Source organism: Neptunomonas japonica JAMM 1380, assembly GCF_016592555.1.
Taxonomy (GTDB): Bacteria; Pseudomonadota; Gammaproteobacteria; order Pseudomonadales; family Balneatricaceae; genus Neptunomonas; species Neptunomonas japonica_A.
Map to the genome: position 1 here is coordinate 3,911,759 of NZ_AP014546.1, position 21,342 is coordinate 3,933,100.

The 21,342-nt window shown below is 44.3% G+C and carries 23 protein-coding genes; 4 read left to right on the plus strand and 19 right to left on the minus strand.

What is annotated here, in order from left to right; genetic code table 11:
- Positions 1–198: 198 nt before the first annotated feature.
- Both NEJAP_RS18460 and NEJAP_RS18465 read right to left on the minus strand, forming a co-directional pair.
- Positions 199–1,890, minus strand: coding sequence for an MBL fold metallo-hydrolase (locus NEJAP_RS18460; RefSeq protein WP_201348563.1), 1,692 nt, complete (start codon positions 1,888–1,890; stop codon positions 199–201).
- Between the two features lie 25 nt (positions 1,891–1,915).
- Positions 1,916–3,271, minus strand: a complete 1,356-nt coding sequence (locus tag NEJAP_RS18465) for a hypothetical protein (protein WP_201348564.1) — start codon at positions 3,269–3,271, stop codon at positions 1,916–1,918.
- Between the two features lie 334 nt (positions 3,272–3,605).
- Here NEJAP_RS18465 and NEJAP_RS18470 point away from each other — a divergent pair, with 334 nt between their 5' ends.
- Complete coding sequence (locus NEJAP_RS18470; RefSeq protein ID WP_201348565.1) at positions 3,606–4,091, plus strand: YhfG family protein; 486 nt, start codon at positions 3,606–3,608, stop codon at positions 4,089–4,091.
- Positions 4,084–4,671: a putative adenosine monophosphate-protein transferase Fic gene (locus tag NEJAP_RS18475; RefSeq protein ID WP_201348566.1), complete on the plus strand. Its 588-nt coding sequence runs from the start codon at positions 4,084–4,086 to the stop codon at positions 4,669–4,671. The genes NEJAP_RS18470 and NEJAP_RS18475 overlap by 8 nt, the downstream gene beginning before the upstream one ends.
- A 2-nt stretch (positions 4,672–4,673) precedes the next feature.
- Here the strand turns inward: NEJAP_RS18475 and NEJAP_RS18480 are convergent, their stop codons facing one another.
- The gene (locus NEJAP_RS18480) at positions 4,674–5,882 is read right to left on the minus strand and encodes a tyrosine-type recombinase/integrase (protein WP_201348567.1); all 1,209 of its coding nucleotides are present in this window, start codon (positions 5,880–5,882) and stop codon (positions 4,674–4,676) included.
- Between the two features lie 186 nt (positions 5,883–6,068).
- The gene (locus NEJAP_RS18485; protein WP_201348568.1) at positions 6,069–6,932 is read right to left on the minus strand and encodes a YicC/YloC family endoribonuclease; all 864 of its coding nucleotides are present in this window, start codon (positions 6,930–6,932) and stop codon (positions 6,069–6,071) included.
- A 153-nt stretch (positions 6,933–7,085) separates the two neighbouring features.
- Here NEJAP_RS18485 and rph point away from each other — a divergent pair, with 153 nt between their 5' ends.
- On the plus strand, positions 7,086–7,808 hold the full coding sequence (rph, locus tag NEJAP_RS18490) for a ribonuclease PH (protein ID WP_201350725.1): 723 nt from the start codon (positions 7,086–7,088) through the stop codon (positions 7,806–7,808).
- A gap of 57 nt (positions 7,809–7,865) precedes the next feature.
- Here the strand turns inward: rph and NEJAP_RS18495 are convergent, their stop codons facing one another.
- Complete coding sequence (locus tag NEJAP_RS18495; protein WP_201348569.1) at positions 7,866–8,639, minus strand: exodeoxyribonuclease III; 774 nt, start codon at positions 8,637–8,639, stop codon at positions 7,866–7,868.
- A 150-nt stretch (positions 8,640–8,789) separates the two neighbouring features.
- On the opposite strand from NEJAP_RS18495, the gene pyrE reads away from it, so the two are divergent.
- Entirely contained in the window at positions 8,790–9,434 is a 645-nt protein-coding gene (gene pyrE / locus NEJAP_RS18500; RefSeq protein WP_201348570.1) for an orotate phosphoribosyltransferase, read from the plus strand.
- An 8-nt stretch (positions 9,435–9,442) separates the two neighbouring features.
- Here pyrE and NEJAP_RS18505 read toward each other — a convergent pair whose 3' ends face one another.
- From NEJAP_RS18505 to NEJAP_RS18570, 14 genes are read right to left on the minus strand one after another with little or no spacing between them, the layout of a single operon-like run.
- Positions 9,443–9,844, minus strand: a complete 402-nt coding sequence (locus tag NEJAP_RS18505; protein ID WP_201348571.1) for a hypothetical protein — start codon at positions 9,842–9,844, stop codon at positions 9,443–9,445.
- A 1-nt stretch (position 9,845) separates the two neighbouring features.
- Positions 9,846–10,655: a prepilin-type N-terminal cleavage/methylation domain-containing protein gene (locus NEJAP_RS18510; protein WP_201348572.1), complete on the minus strand. Its 810-nt coding sequence runs from the start codon at positions 10,653–10,655 to the stop codon at positions 9,846–9,848.
- The gene (locus NEJAP_RS18515) at positions 10,655–11,164 is read right to left on the minus strand and encodes a type IV pilus modification PilV family protein (RefSeq protein ID WP_201348573.1); all 510 of its coding nucleotides are present in this window, start codon (positions 11,162–11,164) and stop codon (positions 10,655–10,657) included. Before NEJAP_RS18515 ends, NEJAP_RS18510 begins: the two co-directional genes overlap by 1 nt.
- Positions 11,145–11,648 (minus strand): prepilin-type N-terminal cleavage/methylation domain-containing protein, encoded by a 504-nt coding sequence (locus NEJAP_RS18520; protein ID WP_201348574.1) that lies wholly within the window; start codon positions 11,646–11,648, stop codon positions 11,145–11,147. The genes NEJAP_RS18515 and NEJAP_RS18520 overlap by 20 nt, the downstream gene beginning before the upstream one ends.
- Positions 11,649–11,677: 29 nt before the next feature.
- Positions 11,678–12,172: a type II secretion system protein gene (locus NEJAP_RS18525; RefSeq protein WP_201348575.1), complete on the minus strand. Its 495-nt coding sequence runs from the start codon at positions 12,170–12,172 to the stop codon at positions 11,678–11,680.
- Positions 12,173–12,224: 52 nt separating this feature from the next.
- Positions 12,225–12,737 carry a type II secretion system protein gene (locus NEJAP_RS18530; RefSeq protein ID WP_201348576.1) on the minus strand — a complete coding sequence of 171 codons (513 nt, stop codon included), beginning with the start codon at positions 12,735–12,737 and terminating at the stop codon, positions 12,225–12,227.
- Complete coding sequence (locus NEJAP_RS18535; protein ID WP_201348577.1) at positions 12,730–13,959, minus strand: type II secretion system F family protein; 1,230 nt, start codon at positions 13,957–13,959, stop codon at positions 12,730–12,732. The genes NEJAP_RS18530 and NEJAP_RS18535 overlap by 8 nt, the downstream gene beginning before the upstream one ends.
- 2 nt (positions 13,960–13,961) lie before the next feature.
- Positions 13,962–15,725 (minus strand): GspE/PulE family protein, encoded by a 1,764-nt coding sequence (locus NEJAP_RS18540; RefSeq protein ID WP_201348578.1) that lies wholly within the window; start codon positions 15,723–15,725, stop codon positions 13,962–13,964.
- Between the two features lie 15 nt (positions 15,726–15,740).
- Positions 15,741–17,168, minus strand: a complete 1,428-nt coding sequence (locus NEJAP_RS18545) for a tetratricopeptide repeat protein (RefSeq protein ID WP_201348579.1) — start codon at positions 17,166–17,168, stop codon at positions 15,741–15,743.
- Positions 17,165–18,082, minus strand: coding sequence for an ExeA family protein (locus NEJAP_RS18550; protein WP_201348580.1), 918 nt, complete (start codon positions 18,080–18,082; stop codon positions 17,165–17,167). The genes NEJAP_RS18545 and NEJAP_RS18550 overlap by 4 nt, the downstream gene beginning before the upstream one ends.
- 36 nt (positions 18,083–18,118) lie before the next feature.
- Entirely contained in the window at positions 18,119–19,726 is a 1,608-nt protein-coding gene (gene mshL / locus NEJAP_RS18555; RefSeq protein WP_236590995.1) for a pilus (MSHA type) biogenesis protein MshL, read from the minus strand.
- Between the two features lie 26 nt (positions 19,727–19,752).
- On the minus strand, positions 19,753–20,082 hold the full coding sequence (locus NEJAP_RS18560) for a hypothetical protein (protein WP_201348582.1): 330 nt from the start codon (positions 20,080–20,082) through the stop codon (positions 19,753–19,755).
- On the minus strand, positions 20,075–20,743 hold the full coding sequence (locus tag NEJAP_RS18565; RefSeq protein WP_201348583.1) for a hypothetical protein: 669 nt from the start codon (positions 20,741–20,743) through the stop codon (positions 20,075–20,077). Before NEJAP_RS18565 ends, NEJAP_RS18560 begins: the two co-directional genes overlap by 8 nt.
- The gene (locus NEJAP_RS18570) at positions 20,736–21,341 is read right to left on the minus strand and encodes a PilN domain-containing protein (protein WP_201348584.1); all 606 of its coding nucleotides are present in this window, start codon (positions 21,339–21,341) and stop codon (positions 20,736–20,738) included. The genes NEJAP_RS18565 and NEJAP_RS18570 overlap by 8 nt, the downstream gene beginning before the upstream one ends.
- Between the last annotated feature and the right edge of the window lies 1 nt (position 21,342).

Consider the following 21,342-nt stretch of genomic DNA (forward strand, 5'->3'; position numbering starts at 1 on the left):
TGCAGCAATTTTTGGGAGGTAGATACCAACAAAAGCCAGAGTTAATCCAATCACAGACAATACAAGTGACAGTAGTTCTAATGGAGTTATCATTGCAGATTCCCTTCTTAAAAAACACGTTAATAACTATTAACGTGCCTAAGCATATTTTAAATGGTGCTCTGCGACTTCAGCTTGATCACACAGAGATAAAACCCATCAGTATCGCGCCAACTTTAGTCCTGATATTTCATCAGTAAGGCGGCTCAGTTTATCTTCAATTGAAGCCAATCTACCCATCAACTGATCACTGTGCTCATTCTGTGAATCGATATAAGCTCCCGCATTAAGGTCGAACCACTCTTTCTTTGCAATCTCAACGGATTTAACCTCTCTGTCACCATGCAGCTTTTGACCTGATCGTTCCTGAATAGCTAATTTCAAAGCATTTTTAGTATCATCTATTCCATGATTAATGAAGATATGAGCGGGCTTTGACTCCTGAGAATAGCTGCCTAAAGAAAATACATAATCCAGTAACTTAGCTTGATCAGCATGGCCTGAATAATAACCTGACATATTGATAACCTGAGCCTGCTTACTACCAACACCTTCCAATTCAGATTGCTCTAAAAGCTGCCTGCCTAAGGATCCAGAAGACTGATAGCCAGTCAAAACAATGGTGTTCTTTGGGTCTCTTCGCATTTTTTTAATATACTCAACAACAGGGCCATTATCACACATACCAGAACTAGCAATAATCACTGAATATTTACTATTAGACTCTGGATACCGTGTTTTCTTCCTATTTTCAGGAGTAAGGCATCTAATCAAGTGCCCTTTTCTATAGATACAACCTGTATTCACGAGCTCACTAAATAGTTTACTGCTTTCTCCTTCTGAACAACTTAAACGCCCAGCTAGCTCTTTGTTTAAATATTGATATTTACCGTTAGATAGTCTTTTTGAAATTTGTGACGCATACACTTCGTTTATCCGATGCCCTAGCGGGCTATCACAAAGGATTCTCAATGGCTTCTCATAAGATTCTGTGCCGTCTTCCTTTAATTTATCCCCCCCCATCAAGCCCGCATATTCGCTCTTAGGCCAGCGACTCCATTGCCAACAGAGCAAATCCATAATTATTTCTTGTGTGCGATGAAAAGAAAAAGCGGGTATCAATACAGTACCGCCTTTCTGGTAAGCTGCTTCACATATGATTTTACCTAGGACATCAATACGGTTATTCGCATCCTTAAATCCAGGGTCCCTTTCAACTGCACCATATGTAGACTCCATCACAATGTAATTAGTCTTCGGGTAAGGCTGATGATCACTTTTCATAAGGGGAAGATAGGCATTGTCATCAAGCTGGCAACCAATATCACCACTAAAATAAATGCTTTTTAACTCCTTTGAATCCTCATTCACAGACCATGTTACAGAGATGCCACACGCACCCAGTACGTGACTACTTCTCTTGAACGTAGTTGATAGGCCATCCGCCAATCTAAGGGTTTTATTCCAGGAAAAGTCCCCTGCATCAATCACATGCCATTTGATCAGTCTGACATCAGTTTCTTGAAATAGATCTCCAATCTTTGCCGCATCCATTAGCATAAGCTCAGCTATTTCTTTGGTTGCTTGAGTACAGTAAACCCAACCTTTAAAACCACCTTTAATGAGTTTCGGTAACAAGCCACAATGATCTATGTGGGCATGGGTTAACAACACATATTGAATCTGCTTTGGGTCGAACTCAAAAGGCTGATAATTTTTCCACTCTTCCTCATGAGTCCCTTGATGCATGCCACAATCAACCAAAAATTGAGTATTTGTTTCCGTATGCCAAAGCCATGAACATGACCCTGTAATGCCTTCTGACGCCCCAACAAACTTAACTTTCAACATAACTAATCCTTGTAATAATTTATAACTAAATAACAATAGCTCCAGGCACATACCCGCCATATTCAGCTATATTTGTTTTCATTTCATCCATTGGAAGCGCGGGTAAATCTAGCCACTCTCTCAACTCATCAAGTTCATCAAAAAGACACATGCCTGATATATCGGGGATAACAATAAATCGTTCGGGATCATGTAACACATCACTGAAGCTACTCTCATAACTTCCTAATGACAGCATCAATGCGTAATCGCAGTTATCTTTAAGAAATAATGAAACTTTATAAGTTGTCCAATGATCAACAAACAAAGAAGTCACATCTTTTTTAGACAGCGAACTTAGCCCAATATCGTTTTGGTGAAGTGAAGAAATCCAATTAGCCCTACTCTTTCCATCTACAGAAAATATACTTCCGATTGCCGCTTCTCCGAGCCTAGGAATAGTAAATTTACTTTCCTGAGACCATATTTCTTTTCCTGTAATAACGTATTCTCTCAATTCTATTAAAACTTCATCAGTTTGAGAAATGAGAGTCGCCTTTGTAGCAGGCTCTTCAAACTCTCGAAAGTACTGCTCCAATGTTCCGAATAAAAAAAGGTTCACTTCAAGAAAGGGTAAAGACTTCAGCCCATGCTCCTCTAATAACTGATTCAGGGTACCTTCTGAAGAGAGATGATTATTATCGCCATCAGGGGTGATATTATGTATATCGTTAATACCGTAATAACCCGTAGCTCCCATCCTTCGAAATATTATCTCAGGGATACCATAAGCATCTACAGGGATATCATAAGCATCTAAAAGCTTATCTAAATACAACCCGGCAGCTGATAACCACTGAGAAAACTCTGGTGTTTTCATCATAGTGAATAGTTTATCTAGTTTTTCCTTTCTAAACTTAGCGGATGTATCTCTCTTATGAGCTCTGGCTTTACGCACTGCATCTCGCTCATCCATGTTTAGAAGCTCATCACCATCTTCTGCAAACTCCTCATAAGTAGGCCACAACTGATCACCCACCATCATGATTTTATCTGCTAGCGAGTTAAGAAAATGGACAGAGTGATATAGATTCCAAACCCTTTTAAGATGCCGAGACTTTGAAGTTGACGATTCATGTTCGAGGAAGGATTTAATACTCCCTCTCTCTTCAGCACGAACAAATAACCCTGGTTTTCCTTTAGGCTGGCCGTATTTCTCAATCAGCTTATTAGCGTCACTGACCTTTAAACGCCACCCTTTGCTTCTACCTTCAGAAATACGAGAAGCAGGCTCATTCAAAAAGTCAGCTATTTTAGCTGCATTCGTATTGGGGCTAGCACTGCAGGCATGATCTAGGAGCCTCTTAGTATCCTCAAAAGAAAGTTTATCTGAACTAGACATTGCTGCCCCCCTTCACCAATTAATTTAGAAGATCACTGTAATGGAAGAATAAAAATCAATAAATACGAATAATTAGTATTTTAATCGTAACTAATTACGATTATACAAAACCATTCTTAGATAACTTGTATTTAGGCACGGCTAATCAGCTTCAATTAGCCTTTTGGTCAGACTGTAGTACTTGCTCGCCTGGCAACTGCTAAGGAAAAAAGACGGTGATCGTCTATTGAATTGCGAACATATTGCATAAGTTACGCCGAAAGATAATTACTCAAATTTGTTGTATACTTTCCGTATGCGCATATATGTGCGCGAATAGATCAAGGAGCCATTTATGAATTATGAGATGACCGTTCTTGCCGCCATTATTCAGACGGAAAAACCGACAACTAAAATAGTTTCTGAGCTCACTGGGATTTCTATACGCAAAGTTCAAACAGTGCTACTAGAACTACCCACAACATTTGGTATTGAGTTATCTCGCGACAAAGAGGGTAACAAGGAAGTTCTTTGTATTGTTAAGTGGGGAGTCTTTGAAAGCGGGAACCACCTCAAAACACTGGTACAGCCAATGGACTTACAGCAAATCAAATCAAGTCGCGTTAAAAAATCAGAAAAAGCGGATGCTCTCACATTCGATGACAAATTTATGCGGTATGAGCACTCTAAACTCAAAAACTACCGCGCGAGCCTAGGCCTAGAGGGTATTGAAGCATCATCTAGACAAATCCCTACAGACAAATCTGAACGCCAGAATTTACGACAAGCACTGCTTAAAAAGCATTCACAATCAAACAGTAAAGCAGCTAAACATGGTTGATAAATACGGCACAGGCCAAGACCCATATTCGTATGAAGGCACGGATATTCTCATCAATAAATTTGATATTCGAGATGCCACACAACTGCAAGAAGCAGAACGTGATTTTTCTGAAATTGCGGCTATGGATATAGAGTTTTCAGAGCCTCCATATGATTTTTCCTATTGGTGCTCAATTCATCAACTTCTTTTTTCTGATATCTATGAGTGGGCTGGAGAAGCCAGAACAATTGATATCTCGAAAGGCAACACTCGTTTTTGTGCCGGTCGATTTATTGAAAGGGAATCTCAAAAACTACTTGGGCGAGTAGCAAAAGATAACTTCTTGAATGGACTCTCTAAAGAAGAATTAATCCCCAAACTGGCAGAGTATTATAGCGAGCTCAATGTAATACACCCATTTCGGGATGGTAATGGCCGTGCTCAAAGGATTCTTTTTGAGCATATTATCGTTAATACGGGCCACACCATCTCTTATGAACTCATCAGCAAGAGTGACTGGGTTCAAGCTAATATTGATGGTTATAACGGCGATTACCGTGCATTAGAAAGCATTTTTAATAAATGTATTTCTGACTAAAGCTACGCTTTCGAGATACTGACTAGCGTTGCTATTCTGCTGTTAACCTTCTCTAGAGCTTCTTTCCTTTCGTCGAAGTAATCATGGACATTGTAAGTTCTTTCAATCCCTGGAATCCGGTGATTCATGCAACGCTCAGCCACATGCCCCGGCACTCCAAGCAACCCAAGCTGAGTCCGAAAGGTTCTTCGTAAATCATGGACAGTGAAGTGCGGCATGTCTAACTTCCCTTCTCTAAACAACTTAGCTATTGCCGCATTGAGTGTATCCGGTGATATATGGCCATTTCTCTTACTAATACGTCTGCGAGGGAATACATATTCGGAACCTGCAGAGCGATATTTCAATTCTTGAAACCATTCAATTACACTTCCGACCAGAGGAATGGTTATTGAGTCACCGTTTTTGCTGCGATGTTTCGGTATAACCCAAAGGCCCTCTTCAAGGTCAACCTCAGACCACTCAGCGGCGATAAGCTCTCCTTTTCGGACACCAAGACACAAAAGCAACGCAACAGCTAAATAGTTATCTCTTGTGAATTGATCAGTATTCTCACGAAAGACTATAAATACCCGTTCGACTTCTTCGAGACTAAGCGCTCGGTCTCGGCTCTCTTCGGCCCCTCCAGCGTCTATATTACGAAAAGCCTGTGCAGGATTACTCTGAACAAGATCGAGCTTGATACCATGATTAAAGAGTTGCTTACAGTATGCAAGGGCATCATTGGCGATTGTCGGGCGGCCGCTCTTGGCAATTTTCAAGATAATTCCTCTGATATCACGAGCATTCACCTGATCAAGTGAAAGCTGACCTATCGCAGGGGATATTTCTTTGCGATAGACGCGCTCAGGTATATGCGGGTGTTTCAGCCGTCTACGACAGTCTTCTAACCAGTCCGCTGCAAGGTCATCAATGGTATTCGCTTTAGCGAGCTGATCACGCTCTCTTTCTGCTAAAGGATCAATACCATTCTTAGATTCAGCCTGAATCTTGGCAGCTTCCATTCGAGCATCACGAAGCGAAAGGCCGCCCGGGCCACTGCCATAGCGCCCGATGGTGATTTCGCGCCGCTTAGAATGGGCCTTAAACCTTACAACCCAGGTCCCAGTACCTTCTTCGCTAACACGAAAATATAATCCCAGTCGCTCACCAGTATTATGACGACCAACTACTTTATCCCTAAGTAACTTTTTGATTCGTAAGTCGTTCATAGCATTCCAACCGAAAAAGGGTGACAGAGAACTCGATCCTAACGAATAAAGATCAACCCTGTCACCCTTTCTGTCACCTTTTTTGGTGACATGTAGTGCATTTCAGTGAAACATCATGAAACACACAATCAATTTAACCATTTGTTTTATAATAAATTTTGACAGGTAGTGAACACTTATGAAATATCATTCTATATTCTGAATTTGCTCTCGCATCTGCTCAATTAGCACCTTAAGTTCCACAGCGCTCTGTGTGGTATCGGTCACTATCGATTTTGATGACAGCGTGTTAGCTTCGCGGTTTAGCTCTTGCATCAAAAAGTCTAAACGGCGGCCTACGGGTTCTTTCTGTTTTAGGATACGGCGCACTTCTTGAACGTGTGTATCTAGGCGGTCCATCTCTTCGTCTACATCGGCTTTTTGCGCGAGGAGTACGACTTCTTGCTCCAAGCGCTGCGGGTCTAGGTCTACGCCCAAGTCAGTGACGCGTGTTTTAAGCATGTTACGTTGGTTTAGCAGAATCTGTGGCAGCTTGGCACGTACGTCAGCCACCACAACACTGATGGCATCGAGCCGTTGCTCGATAAGCGACGCCAGCTCTTTACCTTCGCGCTCACGCCCTGCGTGTAGATCATCCAGTGCTTTATTAAACAGCTTTAATGCTTCGCGTTTTACTTCGTCCATATCGATCTGCACGTCTTGTAACACGCCAGGCCAGCGCAGAAGGTCGAGCGGGTTCAACGATTGAGAAACCGGCATGAGTTGTTCCATCTGCTCGGTGGCTGCCAGTAGCTGTTTAGCAAAGGCTTCGTTCACTTGCAGTGTTTGTGCTTGCTCTTCTGGCACAAAACGCAGCATGCATTCTACCTTGCCTCGGCTTAGGCGTTTACGCAGTGTTTCGCGCAAGCTGCCTTCTAGCTCTCTTAACTGCTCAGGGATGCGTAGGTGCGGTTCTAAAAAGCGATGATTTACCGAACGCACTTCCCAAGTGAGTGTTCCCCAGCCTTGTTGGCTCTCTTGACGAGCAAAAGCAGTCATACTACGTGTCATGTTGTCGTATCTCGATTAGAATTATCCAATTCAGATAGTTTAGCAGTCTGAAGACAGATGCTCTATGCAGCAAATCATTCATTGTCGATAAGGTGTATTTTACAGATGAGTCCTACCATGTCCGATCAACTTCAGAACCTGGGTCTTGCAAGCATGCGTCCGAGTGGTCGCCAACCCGACCAGTTACGTGAAATCCGTATTACACGTAATTTTACTAAGCATGCAGAAGGATCTGTATTGGTAGAATTTGGTGAGACGAAAGTCATTTGTACCGCAACAGTTGAGCGCGGTGTACCACGTTTTTTGCGCGGCTCAGGTTCTGGCTGGGTTACGGCTGAATACGGTATGTTGCCACGCTCTACCAACACCCGTAATGGCCGTGAAGCGTCACGCGGTAAGCAAACAGGCCGTACTATCGAGATACAGCGCCTTATTGGCCGCTCTTTGCGTGCTGCGCTTGATCTTAAAAAGCTCGGTGAGAACACCATTACTATCGATTGTGATGTTATCCAAGCCGATGGTGGTACACGTACTGCTTCTATCACCGGTGCTTGTGTTGCGCTAATGGATGCGATTAATTTCTTGAAGAAAGATAAGCACGGTGCGCTAAAAGGCAACCCTATCAAGTATATGCTGGCGGCTATTTCTGTCGGTATTTATAAAGGTGAAGCGGTGCTTGATTTAGACTACGACGAAGACTCTGCTGCCGAAACAGATATGAACGTTATTATGACTGACCAAGGCGGCTTTATTGAAGTTCAGGGTACGGCAGAAGGTGCTCCGTATTCTCACGATGAACTTAATAAAATGTTAGCGCTGGCTGATAAAGGCATTAAAGAGATTATCGAACTGCAAAAAGCAGCTTTCGCTAAGTAATAATCTGCAGACACAAAAAAGGGTGCATCAGCACCCTTTTTTACTCTCTAGGCTTTACTAAAAATCACCATCATAATCGATGATGAGTGGGCCATGCTCTGAAAATGATTGGTCTTTATAAATGCTCGCACCCGTAATCATCTTACGTAGGTTTGCCGTAGTGATTTGGTAATCGAGTCGTGCGCCTTCGTTTAGCGTGCGTGCACGGTTGTAATCAGGCCACCAAGTAAACTGACGCTCCGCTTTGTTTAACTCACGAAACGCATCAACAAAGCCCAGATCACCTAGCATCTCTTCCATCCAAGCACGCTCGCTTGGCAAGAAACCCGAAACACTCTGATTTGCATACCAGTTGCTCAAGTCCATGGTGCGGTGCGCGGTATTAAAGGTACCGCAAAAGATAAAGTCGCGACGCTTACGCAAGGTCTTTTTAAGATGCGCTAAAAAATGCGCCATAAACTCTTCTTTTGTCTGTTGGGCCGCAAAGCTTTTTAAACCAGAGGGAACATACAAAGAAGAAACACTGACTTTATCGAAATCAGCCTGGATAAAGCGTCCTTGATAATCACAAAGCTCAAAACCCAAACCTGTCATTATTGCTTTGGGTACATGGCGAGTGTAAATAGCCACACCGCTAAAGCCATCTTCAAAGGCATCAAAAAAGTAAGGGTAATATCCTTCAGGATGATAACGGTCACCATCGAGCTGATACTCTTTTATCCGAAGATCCTGCAGGCAGATTACGTCCGCATCCTGCTTGACCATCCAGTCAAAGAAGCCTTTATCAGCCGCCTGTTCAATACCTTGTGTATTGAAGGTGATAACACGCATATTTGTTATTCCTGTTAAAGCGCACAAAAAATGTTAGAGACGAATTGTATAGTGAAGTCAGCAAAAAGGAAATTTACAAACCGTTGAAAATCTCGTTCATAGTGCATCCTAATGGTAGAATACACCTTTTATCCCAAATGAGACCCTGCCATGCGTGATTACCAGAGAGAATTTATCCAATTTGCTATTGAACAGAACGTATTACGCTTTGGTGAGTTCACATTAAAGTCTGGCCGGGTTAGCCCTTATTTTTTCAATGCAGGCTTATTTAACAGCGGCACGGCTCTAGCCAAACTAGGGCGTTACTATGCGGCAGCTATTGATGAAGCCAAGGTTGAGTTTGATGTTTTATTTGGCCCGGCATACAAAGGCATTCCTTTAGCTGCAGCAGCAGCCATTGCACTGTCTAATGATTATGAGCGTGACACGCCTTATGTGTTTAATCGCAAAGAAGCTAAAAGCCACGGCGAAGGCGGTAGTTTAGTAGGTGCTGCGCTTGAAGGCCGCATCATGATTATTGATGACGTTATCACTGCCGGTACGGCTATTCGTGAAGTAATGGATATTATTAATAATGCAGACAACGCCACACCTGCTGCTGTCATGATTGCGCTTAACCGTATGGAAAAAGGTAAAGGTGAGCTTTCTGCTATTCAAGAAGTCGAGCGTGATTACAACATGCAGGTTATTAGCATTGTCTCTTTAGAAGATGTTGTTGAATATCTACAGGAAGTTGGCGGCTACGAGTCTTCAGTGGTTGCGATTCAGGCTTACCGCACGGAATATGGTATTTAACCGATAGCCTAAAGCGCCACTCGCACCTTTACTATGCGGGTGGCCGAATCAACACCGGATCCACACCGCCCGACACTTTCAATCGTCACATACGTATCTGTAATCGTTACCGATGCACAACTCGCCTGATAACTACAATCCAATAATCCCGGCGTTGTTAATACAACGGGAGTAGCATCCGTTGTACATGCCAGTGGAGCATTCTCTGGGTGCAATAACTTAGACAAGTGTCGCTCAGAGCCCGTTTGCGCAGCAGAAAGCGCTCTCACTGCTAGTACTTCTTGAGACCGATAGGTTTGGCTTGCCGTCATTATACTACTCATACCGACCACCAGCATAGCCAATACGACTATCACAAAAATAGCAGAGACTAGCCCTAAGCCTGCCTGAGCTTTATATGTATGTCTCATATTATGGCGCATTACGAATCTGCACCTCTTGTTGAATCAGCAAGCTTTCATCGTTTTGCTCTACGCTGAACTGCAGCATAACCAAGGCATTACGTTGCAATGTCGCATTTACCACTGTGAATGGCAGCGTGGGAGCAACAGGCGCCGTCACAGGAAAAGCGAGTAATACTCTGCTTGGTTCAGTAGTAGGCAACGTAGCTAGGGTTGGCTGTGACGCTGAACGGCCGTAGTTTTGATATCGATATAAGCGGTCTCCAACCACACAAAAACTCACTGGGCCTCCCACAATAAACATTCTGTTGGATGGTGAGTCTGCAGGGTATTGATGCGCAGCAGATAGCGATAACGTTACCGCAGCAGCACCGTCTAAGTCCCCCGCTGACGAGCTAATAGCAGGCGAGATAACCGCAGGGGAAACGGTGTTATAAACAGCCGTTGTGCTGATGGGATAAACCGCTGTGCTACCTAACTCAGGAGGTTCACTAAAGGGAACTATCGATAAAGTAGTAGCGCTGCTGCTTAACGGAATTGAAATATAGGTAGTCGCATCCAAAATCGGTATGTACTCTAAACACGCGCCATTCGTTCTAGCGCTGTTAGGCAACGAGTTGCGCAGCTCGCGCACCATACGGTCCATGGCTACTCGGCTAGTAGCGGCAATACCATCGCGTCTCGTTAAATCGCTATACCCTTCAACGGAGTTGACGATAAAGCCGGTGGTACCAACAGAAATAATACCCAACAAAACCACAACAACAATCAGCTCTAACAGGGTAAAGCCATTTTGCTGGCGTGTACTTACCGAGTACATTAGTAATTCCCTCGATAAACCACAAACTGCTGAGGAGACTCACCCGGCGGCGTCACTGTTACATTGATACGTTTCATTGTTGTGGCAGAGACACCGAGATCCCCTCCCGCGTAAGAGATGTTCACCTCTACTTGATAGTTGTTATATTCAGGCCGGACTACACCTAAAGCATTTTGAGAGGGCGTTTCATTTAAGCCGTTGTAATCATCAACGTCATCAAACAGGGCGCGTGTTTCACCGGCCTCAGCGCCGAGTGTTGTTGAGCAAGTGCTACTGCTACAAGCGGGTTGGCCTCCAACGGGGGTATTTTCATCATAGCGCTTGGTAAGTATCTCTTCGATATAGGCTTGGCCAAGATAAGCAGCTTTAGCATGCCAAAAAGGATCAGCGCTTTGCCTAGCTGATTGTCCCCAAGCAGAGACGAGCACCACTAGCGAGATACTGATGATAACAATGGTTAGAATAGTCTCAACCAGTGAGAAGCCGGATTCAGAGGCAGAGGCCTTCATATGCAAAGCCTGTAGGTGAAATACATAGGGAGCGGTTGCCCGCCACTACCAAAGAAAGGCTAGCATCAATATCGGCCGCAAGCGGTGCTGTTAGCTCAGAAAGGTCACCGTTATCGCTGTACACTAACGATAAGGTATCCCCCGTTGAAATACTGCCCGTACTGGCACCCGATGCAAAGGTTAAGGCGTTATCGCCATCAAGTTGATAGCTTAACGTTTGCGTAGCAAATACCAGCGTAATATCCCACTCAGAAGTGCTAACTCGGTTAATATTCAACTGAGCACCACTGCCCTGGTGTGCCACTGCAGTGCGTTGTGCTAAGCGTAAATAAGATAAAACTTGCTGCTGGAAAAGAGACTCGCTAAACGAATTCACGCCCCCTAAACGCGCGAAGGCCACTGCACTTAAAATCCCTAATAGGAGTAGCACAGTGACCAACTCAATTAACGTAAACCCTGTTTGCTGACGTATGCTGTGCTTCATATTAAAACCACCATCACGCCAGCTGGCTTTTATGTACTAGGGTTAACCGTGGTTACTTCACCATTGTTTGTATCATAAGCAATACTGCGAGTATTAACTGAGTCTTTTTGATAAGTATAAGTACAAACTGTACCTGATGCTGTCACGATATAATCAAATCCGGTACCTGTTGTTGCCACCGTTGGCGCACTGCCCTGTAAAACAGCACCCCACACATTAACACAGTTAGCAGCACTAACGGTTACGTTTGCTGCCGTTGTGGAAACAGGATAGCGCTTAGCATTCACAGTAACATCCACACCATCAAGACTAACCGTACCTGCTGCCGCAACATTATCGACAACGGCCTGAGCTTTAGCCAACACAACTGCTGCACCTAAACCTCCAGCAGAGCCTTGTACAGCAGCACGATGTGCATCATCCGTCACATCAATAAAGCGTGGTAACGCCACCGCTGCCAAAATACCCAGTAGCGCGATAACCACTACCAATTCGATAATTGTAAAACCAGCCTGTCGCTTCATTATTGCCACTCCGTTTTTTACTTGGCGGGCATCGCCATACTTCTTAAAATGCTCAAATGTTCCAAACAAACGGCCTAACCGTTTGAATCTTAATACTATAAACAGCTCTCTTTTGTTGGGTATCGGCTGCATTACCACTTAATTTAAGCACAAATTTGAGATTTCGCTGCTCACCACCCTCAATTTTTAACTTATTATTTCGTTTCACTCGATATACCAGCTGTTTAGTAGCTGTATCAAAGTACCAGCGGCCTTTAACCAGCACTTCTGCAACGTCGTTAACTTCTCCTGCATACTGGCTAGGCGGAGGTGAGATCCAACTAAAAGGGTTTTCATTGATGAGCGCTTTAGCCTTACTGGGTGAACCGTCAATATAAAACTTAGCCAAGCGTAGGTTTAATTGCTGCCGAACTTGGCCAAGCACTCCATAAACCGCCGCTCTCTCTGCTGATTCTGCTACACGCCCTAAACGAGTGGATAACACACCGTATAAGATAACAATGACCAACATACTGATAACCAGCTCAAGTAAAGTGAAACCCTTTTGCCGTTTGCGGTTAGCCATTTATCGTCGAACTCAATTCCCATAAAGGAAGGAATACACCCAGCGCAAGAACCAATACCATCATGCCAATCGCCACGATTAAAATAGGCTCAATAACACTCGAAAGGTTCTGCAGATCATATTCGACCTCTTCTTCATAAAAGTCAGCCACATCTGCCAACATCTCATCGACTCGCCCGGTTTCTTCTCCTACGGCTAACATCTGCATCACCAATGGGCTAAACATGCCGGTACGGTGGGCTGTCGCGGTAAAGCCTTCGCCACGTTCGATACCTTTGCGCATGTCCGCAACTTTCTCACCGACATACAGGTTACCCATTGCACGGGAAACAATAGACAAGCCTTGCTCAATGGGAATACCGGCTTTTAATACCACACTAAAAGTACGCGCAAAACGCCCTAAGATGGCTCGATAAAAAATCCCACCCACTAACGGAAAACGTAATTTAATTCGATCCCATTTTCGCCGTCCATCTTCTGTTTTTTTCCAACGAACAAACAGATACCCCAACAACAACAAGCCCCCCAAAATAAGATGCCACCAGTCCACGGTAAAGTCAGAAATAGCAATAAGCACACGTGTTTGCCACGGCATTTCACCGCCAAAGCTTTCAAACACCGACTTAAAAGCAGGAATAACAAAAACATTTATCACGCCCAAAGCAATCGCAATGGCCGCCATAACAAACATAGGGTAGCGGGTCGCTTGTTTAATACTGCGCGCTGTTTTTCGCTCAAGATCAAGATAGGATGCCATCTGGCTAAAGGCTTGATCTAATTGCCCGGTATTCTCACCTACATGGATCATGCTGACATACAAATCGCTAAACAACTTAGGGTGTTTATTCAGCGTAGTTGATAGCGAATTTCCGCGCTCTAAATCATCTGCAACTGTATTGAGCGTGCTTTCCAATAGCGGGTTTCGGATGGTGTTTGCTAAACCACGCATACCACTGGTAATAGGCACACCGGCACGTGTTAAACTCGCCATTTGGCGGCTAAACATAATCAGCTCATCCAGTGTTACCCGCTCAAACAAACGTATTTGGCCCGCTTTACTAGACTTTTTGTCATCCTCACTCGGCGCTGTTAACTCAACTTTCACCGGCGTGATGCCTTGATCCAGCAACTGAGAGGCCACCGCCGCTTTACTTAGCGCTTCGACTCGACCTGATGCGGCAGAGCCATCTGCATGACGCCCTGAATACTGAAACGATGCCATACCTACTCCAGCTCCAGATGATTATCAACTTGGGGAGGTTCTGTTGTATCGATATAAGCAGATTCATCCAGCTGCTCAGTTACCCTGAACACCTCTTCTAATGAGGTAATACCTTTTGCCGCCAATGCAAGCGCACTAATAACCAGCGGCTGATATCCGTCACTCTCTCTGGCTGCTTTGGCAAACGCTGAGTTATCGTTACGGCGTAATGCATCGGCCATGCTATCGTTAATTTCTAGCAGTTCAAATATACCAATACGGCCTTTATATCCAGTGTTGTTGCAATAGGTACAACCTTTACCCTGTTGGAGTTCTATCGCGGGGGAACCTAGCTCTTCGGCTTTGATATCTAGCCAAACCTGCTCTTGTACATTAGGAGCATAGCTACCTTTGCAGTTCACACAAACACGCCGTACTAACCGCTGGGCGAGGATTCCGCGCAATGCGGTACCTGCCAAGTAGCCTTCCACACCGATATCAACTAAACGCATAGCACTGGAGATAGCATCATTGGTATGTAAGGTAGAAAGGACAAAGTGCCCCGTCATCGCTGCTCGCATAGCGATATCTGCGGTTTCAAGGTCGCGAATCTCTCCTACTAATAGAATATCCGGGTCCTGTCGTAGGCAAGAACGTAATACTTTTGAAAAGGTTAAACCGATCTGTGGGTGTACCTGCACCTGGTTCACTCGTGAAAGCCGATACTCGACGGGGTCTTCCACTGTAATGATCTTTTTAGAGGCATCATTCAGCTCATTCAATGCGCCGTATAACGTAGTTGTTTTACCACTACCGGTTGGCCCTGTAACTAACAACAAGCCATGAGGCTCGTGGATAATTCTGCGCATTCTAGCCAATAAGTTAGCTGGCAAACCCGCTTTATCCAAACCAATCATACCTGCACTTTGATCGAGCAAGCGCATAACCACCGACTCTCCATGTTGAATCGGCAGTGTTGATATACGCACATCAACATTATGATTTTTGACAGTAATATTAAAACGCCCGTCTTGAGGCAAGCGCTTTTCAGAAATATTAAGTTCAGCCATTAACTTCAGGCGCAATACCAATACAGATGCTATGCGTGTTTCTTTTAAAACCTGCTCATGTAACACACCATCAACACGCTGGCGAATACGTAACACATGCTCGTCCGGTTCAATATGTATATCCGATGCACCTACTTGTACCGCATCTTCAAACAGGCTTTTGAGCAATCGTACGACCGGGGCATCCATCTCATCGGTGGCTGTTAATCGTGACAGGTCAAAACTGTCTTCAACGATATCCTCACTCAACTGGTCCGCTAAGGAATCAATATCGTTGGTGCGACGGTACATGAGGTCAAGCGTTTGCAAGAGCTGGCTTTCAGCAACAACAGCTAGTTCGATCGTTTTGGGCAATAGGCGCTGCAGCTCATCAAAAGCAAATATATCCAGCGGATCCGACATCCCCACGAGAAAGTGGTCAGGGTTTTCTTTGAGAACAATAGAGCGAAAACGCCGTGCATGCGTTTCAGAAAGGCGTAACACATCTTGCTGATTAAAATTGTAATGGGACAACTCTACCAACGGAACACTCAACTGCTGCGCAAGAAACTCCAAAAACTGTTGCTCATCAACATAACCAAGCGATATAAGAGTGCGCCCAAGCTTTTGCCGAGTTTCTTTCTGGCGGGCCAATGCATCCATCAACTGCTGTTCAGTAATTACACCATCCTGAACCATCAGATCGCCAATGCGAATTTTCATCTTTGGTGATGCCATGCCGCGTAACCCTTCTTATTGTAGTTGCAGTAACCGCTGTGATTGCTGCCTTGCATACTGCTTTAATGACCGATCCAGATTAGGAATCTGTAAGGCTGTTTGGTAAGCATCTAACGCTTTTGAGTTCTGCCCAAGATGCTCTAACGAAACACCTAAGTTAATCCACCAACGCGCTTCCTGAGAGTTTAGACCCAACAGGCTCAAGTAACGCGCCACAGCAGCACCATGCTGACCAACTTGCTGGTAACCCGATGCAAGCAAGTCGAGATAATCTTCTCGGCTTTGACCATCAGGGTATTGTTCTAATATACGTATAGCTTCATTTGCTTGGCCCTGTTGCAATAAGGATCGAGCTTTAAGAAGAGACCATGACAAGTTATTGGGTGCTTTTTCTAAAAGCTCTGTCGCACGAGAGTAACGCTCAGTCGCAAGGTATAACTGAACCAGCAAATACTGGCTTTGCAGAGAAGCCGGAGCTTTTTCAATATAGTCTGTTAATAGACTCACTGCTTCTTCAGTGCGCTGCTGGCTGAGTAAGCGCCGCGCACTTCGCACCGTTGAGCTATCGGTCGGTAATGTATTGAGGGACTTTCGCCATTGCCCTTCGGATTGAGCTGGTATGGCCGCAGCTACAGACTCAACATGAGAATTGACTAATTCAGGAGTATCAACAGGACTCTCATCAGACGGCTTTGCTACCGATTTAATAGCAGCTGATTCAGGAGTAGCGGGCGCCTCCTCAACGACAGCCTTCTGGGTACTCACAACCGTATTTGATGAGGGATCATTAGGAGCAAGCACACTGATCACTAAACGAGCAGGGTTCTGCTTGAGTTGCGTTTTGAACTCAACTGGGCTGCTAGCAATGAGTTTAAAACGGCTTTTACCCTCTTCTGCAACAATTTCAACCGCAGAGAGAAGCAAAGAATCCATGTCCGGTAACCCAGTCACTAGCTTTGACTCGTCAATCGCAATGTCGAGACTGTTGGCGGTTTTCTCATAAAGAACAAACGGTTTTACCTGGCCCATCCAAAACGTTAAGTAACCGCTTGTCTGAGTCTTTGTTGTCCAGTTAATAAGGCTTATATCCGTAACGGCTGGGCTGCTTTTTTCAGGTGTAACGGTTTCAGGCTTAGTCTCATTAGCCTCAGAGTCTTTTTGAACGACATCACTCTTTGCGGCCAGTGGTGGTAAGGGAGAATTTACACTATCCGCTGCCTGCGTTTCTTGCTTTAGCCAAGAGAGCAGATTTGCACGTTCTCCCACTTTCCCTCTAAGCTCAACCGCGACAAAGTACACAACGGCGGCGATGATTAAGGCTGCCAAAACAATCCATATCCAACGCCCTATTGTACGCTGTGGTTTTGCAACAGACCGATGACTTACTGAATCTCCTCTTTTACGCTCATCCAAATCGCGTAACATATCATTAACTAGGCTCATATCAGCCCTCGCATGACCGCTAGGTACAGTAATCCACAAGCAGACCCAGCAAGAATGGCAGAGCCTAGTAAAAATTTTATAACGCCAGCCATCGCTGGCACATCGACACCTTCGGTGTCTTCTATTGCTCTAATCACATGCTGCTTTTTAATGACGCTATCACCCAAGCCATAAGCACTCATCAATGACTTATGAGCCAGTATATTGACCAATCGCGGCACGCCTCTTGATGCTTTTGCGATAAACTGTGCAGCTGGCTGAGAGAACAGAGAAAGCCCTTCATAACCAGCCCTTCTTGCTCGTTGCTCTAAATAAGAACTAACGGCCTCCATTGAGAGGGTCTGTAAGTGATAGCTAAAGGTAATACGCTGGAGTAATTGCCTTAACGATACACGCCCGAGTATTTGATCAAGCTCTGGTTGCCCGAACAACACCACTTGAAACAGTTTTTCTGACTCTGTTTCAAGATTGGTTAATAAACGCAGCGCTTCAATTGTCTCTTCTGGCATAGCTTGCGCTTCATCGACAATCAATACGGTGTACTTACCCTCCTTAGCTATTTCGAGCAGGCGCAAGTTAATCTGATTAGCCAATTCAAAATCTTTAAGCTCCAGAGCATTATCAATTCCAATTTCCAATGCAAAATTATGTCGCAATGCTTCAGGGCTTAAATAAGGGTTTGGAATATACGCTGTAACACATGGCTCTTCTTCTAATGTATTAAGCAATGTACGGCACAGCATTGTTTTGCCTGTGCCGACTTCACCTACCACTTTTATAAAGCCATCACCGCTACCTAACGCGACTAACAATAAATTTAGAGCTTCTTGGTGCGTGGGCAACTGCAAAAAGAAATGCGTATTCGGTGTTAATGTAAACGGTAGTTCACGCATCCCAAAGTGATCAATGTACATAGGTATCTAATCCACCACTTATGTGCTGAGTTTAAATTAACGCTGTTTCAATGATTGGAAGCCATCAAGGCTACGTTGTAACTCTTGCTGCCAACCAGCCGAGTTAGCAATCACCGGTCTTAACAAAATAACCAGCTCGCTTTTATTAGAGCCTTGTCTGCGCTGTTGAAAAAGCTTACCTATTCCTGGGATATCACCCAAGCCTGGTGCTTGAGCAAATGTATCATTGCTACCGGAGGTCATCAGCCCACCAATAACGATCACTTGGCCACTCATGGCTTTTACAACGCTGTCTGATTCACGAATAGAGCTCAAGGCAAGCGGAATATTAAACTGTTCAGCACCGACACTGATTAACTTTTGCTGATCTTCAACTTCACTAACCGAAGGATGAATATGCAGAATAATTTCATTCTCAGCACTGATTTGTGGTGTCACATCCAATGCAATACCTGAAAAGAAGGGGGTTAACTCAACCGATGGCGTTGTCGTTGTCGCTGTTCCGGTCGTTGTCGTGCTTTCGATCTCAGTCACGAAAAACTCATCCGAGCCTACTTTGATCACTGCTTTTTGGTTATTCATTGTAGATACTCGAGGGCTAGATAACACCTGCACATTCCCTTGAGTTCCAAGTAAATCGATTAATGCCGTGAAGTCATTCAACCTCAAAGCAGCGCTAAAAACGCCACCAATACCATCGGGATTAATGATTCGCTCGGCACTTTGGCCAAACCCGACTGTGTTTTTCGAGTTAATTTGACCAACAGCCGCCCAATCAATACCCGCTTGAAAACCATTATTCAAATTTACTTCAAGAATTTTGGCTTCAATGACAACTTGGCGTCCTAAAATTAGCTCTGCCTTTTCTAAGTATTCACGTACAGTTTGCTGCTCACTCGGAAAAGCCCTAACAACCACAACACCGGCTTGCGGCGTAACCACTACTTTTTGTCCCTTATCACTATCGATAATGGTCAATAATGTTGTCTGTAAGCCACCCCAAAAATCTGTTTTGCTACGCGTACTGATATGAGTTCCAACTAACGCTCCCTTGCCGCTATCACTTGAGGAGCTATCATTATCACTCGAAGAACTGTTGCCACCAGAAGAACTGCTGCCAGCATTGCTGACAGAGCCTGCGCTTACGGACGTTTGTGATTGCCCATCACGCTGCACATCAAGATAATTCACTTGATAAATTTGCGTTTCAAGAACCGCAGGAAGCACTTGGTACAAATTACCCATGCGCTTATATTCATAGCCATAAACATCACGCACCGCTTTCATCACTTCAGCAACTGTCACATCCTTAAGCTGCAGCGAAATATCACCACTAATTCCTTCATGAACAATCATGTTGTAAGGAGAGCCTTCTACCAACCCCATAAAGAAAGTTCTGGCTGATAGCTGCTGAGCAGAGACGTCAAAACGCTCCTCCTCGACTTTTGCTAAGTCGTCCAAGCGTAATGGAGCCAAAGAGGGTAGTGCAGGTAGTGATATAGCGGTATTAGTTCTACTAGTTTCGGCTAATGCAGCCTGAAGAATCTTTTCAGATTCTTGCTTTGGTAGCTCTTGTGTTACGTGCCCTATCGACTGGCATCCTACTAGTAATCCAGCAACAATCAAAACTAGATGTTTATGCATATACTTCATCTGCAAACCTTATTACATTACCGGCTTTTCTTCAGCCCTGATTTCTTAGAAAGAGGAATCCAACGTCGGCTACCTCCAACATCTAGCAATACTTTGTCATAAGCGATACGCATAATTTTAGCTCCCTCTATACGCTCACCAACAGAAGCTTTTGCGCCATTGATAATGGCCCATGCGGTTTTTTTCTTCTTTAAAATCGAGGTCACACTAAATACAGATTTTTTACCCGCTTCTTGTAAAACAGGCACATGCTGAGACTGATAAGGCTGTGTCGGGTCTTTTATACCAGAAGCCGCCAACACCCAACCAGAGCAAAGCAGTAGAACAATACTTATATATTTAGCCACCCAGCCACCCCTCTACCGCACTTAAGGTATGTACTTGTAAAGTTACTTCAGAGTTGGGGTATACTGATACCTCATACTCCAGAGAATCCCAGAAAAACGATGAAGAAAGCCCTTCAAGCCGACGTAAATAATCATAAATATCGGAATAACGCCCCTGCAATACTACTTCAAAGCCATGAGAATAAACCGCAGCCGTTGACGTCGCTTCAGTATCATCAACGCGACTCTCAACCTCTTCAGATAATTCAAGAGGCTTTAGAGGAAGAGAGGCGAGCCGCTTTAATGTAATACCCTGCTTATCTTGAAGAACAGTTTCTAGGACTTGGCTCATTTGCACAGGATCCATCAAATGCACTGAGCGTTGCTGCAAAAGAGCCGTCACATGCTTATCTGACTTTTCCAAACTTGCCACTTCTTGTTTTACTGCTGCGGAGGGGTCGGCAGCCAATGCTTGAGTGAACGCGGTGATCTCAACATTATAGCCATTTATTCTGTGCTCTTTTTGTTCAACTTGAGTGTCCAGTTTTGATGATTTTTTCACCAAAGGCTCAATAGCAGCCACAAAAAAAAGCATCACAACGATAACGGCTAAGGTTATCGATACCAGCATTCGTTCACGCTTATTCAAAGCATTAAACTTTGCAGCCATTATATTAATCATATGTGCTCCCGGTAATAACGCCATGAGCATTGAAAATGTAAGCTTGATCGTTTTTGCGTTCTGTTTCTAATTCAGCAAAACGCATGCTTTTAAAGAACTCTTGTTGAGCTAATGATCTTAAAAAGAGAGGAATTTTCGATGTATCTGAGCTTTCACCCGTTAAGTCTAATATCAAGGAGCCTGATGTCATCTTAAATGCTGTGAGCCAGACTTTATCAGGCGTGCTATTTGAAAAAGCCAGCAACCCCTCAGAAAAGCCTTGTCGATGTTCCGGCTGAACCGTTTGTAAAAGATTTGATAAACGCTTTTTAGATAAAACAGTTTGCTTCAGCAAATCACGATATCCCATGAGTTCTGGATCTGGCGTACGCTGACTCCGCAAAGATTCTAAATCCTGCAATTTACTTTGATGCGACTTTTCTTGCTGTACTAATCCATTGAGTTTCTCTTCTGTTTGTTCAGTGTCGTACCACAACAACCCAGTAATAACAGAGCACACCATAAGCACGCCAGCCAAACCCATAAGCACAGAACTAAAGCATAATAAATCACGCTCAACTTTGGGTTTCGGTGGTAGCAGGTTAATTCTTTGCTTCATG

Excerpts from the sequence above, each read along its gene's own strand:
- NEJAP_RS18460 (WP_201348563.1), bottom strand. The coding sequence starts at position 1,890 with ATGTTGAAAGTTAAGTTTGTTGGGGCGTCAGAAGGCATTACAGGGTCA.
- NEJAP_RS18465 (WP_201348564.1), bottom strand. The coding sequence starts at position 3,271 with ATGTCTAGTTCAGATAAACTTTCTTTTGAGGATACTAAGAGGCTCCTA.
- NEJAP_RS18470 (WP_201348565.1), top strand. The coding sequence starts at position 3,606 with ATGAATTATGAGATGACCGTTCTTGCCGCCATTATTCAGACGGAAAAA.
- NEJAP_RS18475 (WP_201348566.1), top strand. The coding sequence starts at position 4,084 with ATGGTTGATAAATACGGCACAGGCCAAGACCCATATTCGTATGAAGGC.
- NEJAP_RS18480 (WP_201348567.1), bottom strand. The coding sequence starts at position 5,882 with ATGAACGACTTACGAATCAAAAAGTTACTTAGGGATAAAGTAGTTGGT.
- NEJAP_RS18485 (WP_201348568.1), bottom strand. The coding sequence starts at position 6,932 with ATGACACGTAGTATGACTGCTTTTGCTCGTCAAGAGAGCCAACAAGGC.
- rph (WP_201350725.1), top strand. The coding sequence starts at position 7,086 with ATGCGTCCGAGTGGTCGCCAACCCGACCAGTTACGTGAAATCCGTATT.
- NEJAP_RS18495 (WP_201348569.1), bottom strand. The coding sequence starts at position 8,639 with ATGCGTGTTATCACCTTCAATACACAAGGTATTGAACAGGCGGCTGAT.
- pyrE (WP_201348570.1), top strand. The coding sequence starts at position 8,790 with ATGCGTGATTACCAGAGAGAATTTATCCAATTTGCTATTGAACAGAAC.
- NEJAP_RS18505 (WP_201348571.1), bottom strand. The coding sequence starts at position 9,844 with ATGAGACATACATATAAAGCTCAGGCAGGCTTAGGGCTAGTCTCTGCT.
- NEJAP_RS18510 (WP_201348572.1), bottom strand. The coding sequence starts at position 10,655 with ATGTACTCGGTAAGTACACGCCAGCAAAATGGCTTTACCCTGTTAGAG.
- NEJAP_RS18515 (WP_201348573.1), bottom strand. The coding sequence starts at position 11,164 with ATGAAGGCCTCTGCCTCTGAATCCGGCTTCTCACTGGTTGAGACTATT.
- NEJAP_RS18520 (WP_201348574.1), bottom strand. The coding sequence starts at position 11,648 with ATGAAGCACAGCATACGTCAGCAAACAGGGTTTACGTTAATTGAGTTG.
- NEJAP_RS18525 (WP_201348575.1), bottom strand. The coding sequence starts at position 12,172 with ATGAAGCGACAGGCTGGTTTTACAATTATCGAATTGGTAGTGGTTATC.
- NEJAP_RS18530 (WP_201348576.1), bottom strand. The coding sequence starts at position 12,737 with ATGGCTAACCGCAAACGGCAAAAGGGTTTCACTTTACTTGAGCTGGTT.
- NEJAP_RS18535 (WP_201348577.1), bottom strand. The coding sequence starts at position 13,959 with ATGGCATCGTTTCAGTATTCAGGGCGTCATGCAGATGGCTCTGCCGCA.
- NEJAP_RS18540 (WP_201348578.1), bottom strand. The coding sequence starts at position 15,725 with ATGGCATCACCAAAGATGAAAATTCGCATTGGCGATCTGATGGTTCAG.
- NEJAP_RS18545 (WP_201348579.1), bottom strand. The coding sequence starts at position 17,168 with ATGAGCCTAGTTAATGATATGTTACGCGATTTGGATGAGCGTAAAAGA.
- NEJAP_RS18550 (WP_201348580.1), bottom strand. The coding sequence starts at position 18,082 with ATGTACATTGATCACTTTGGGATGCGTGAACTACCGTTTACATTAACA.
- mshL (WP_236590995.1), bottom strand. The coding sequence starts at position 19,726 with ATGCATAAACATCTAGTTTTGATTGTTGCTGGATTACTAGTAGGATGC.
- NEJAP_RS18565 (WP_201348583.1), bottom strand. The coding sequence starts at position 20,743 with ATGATTAATATAATGGCTGCAAAGTTTAATGCTTTGAATAAGCGTGAA.
- NEJAP_RS18570 (WP_201348584.1), bottom strand. The coding sequence starts at position 21,341 with ATGAAGCAAAGAATTAACCTGCTACCACCGAAACCCAAAGTTGAGCGT.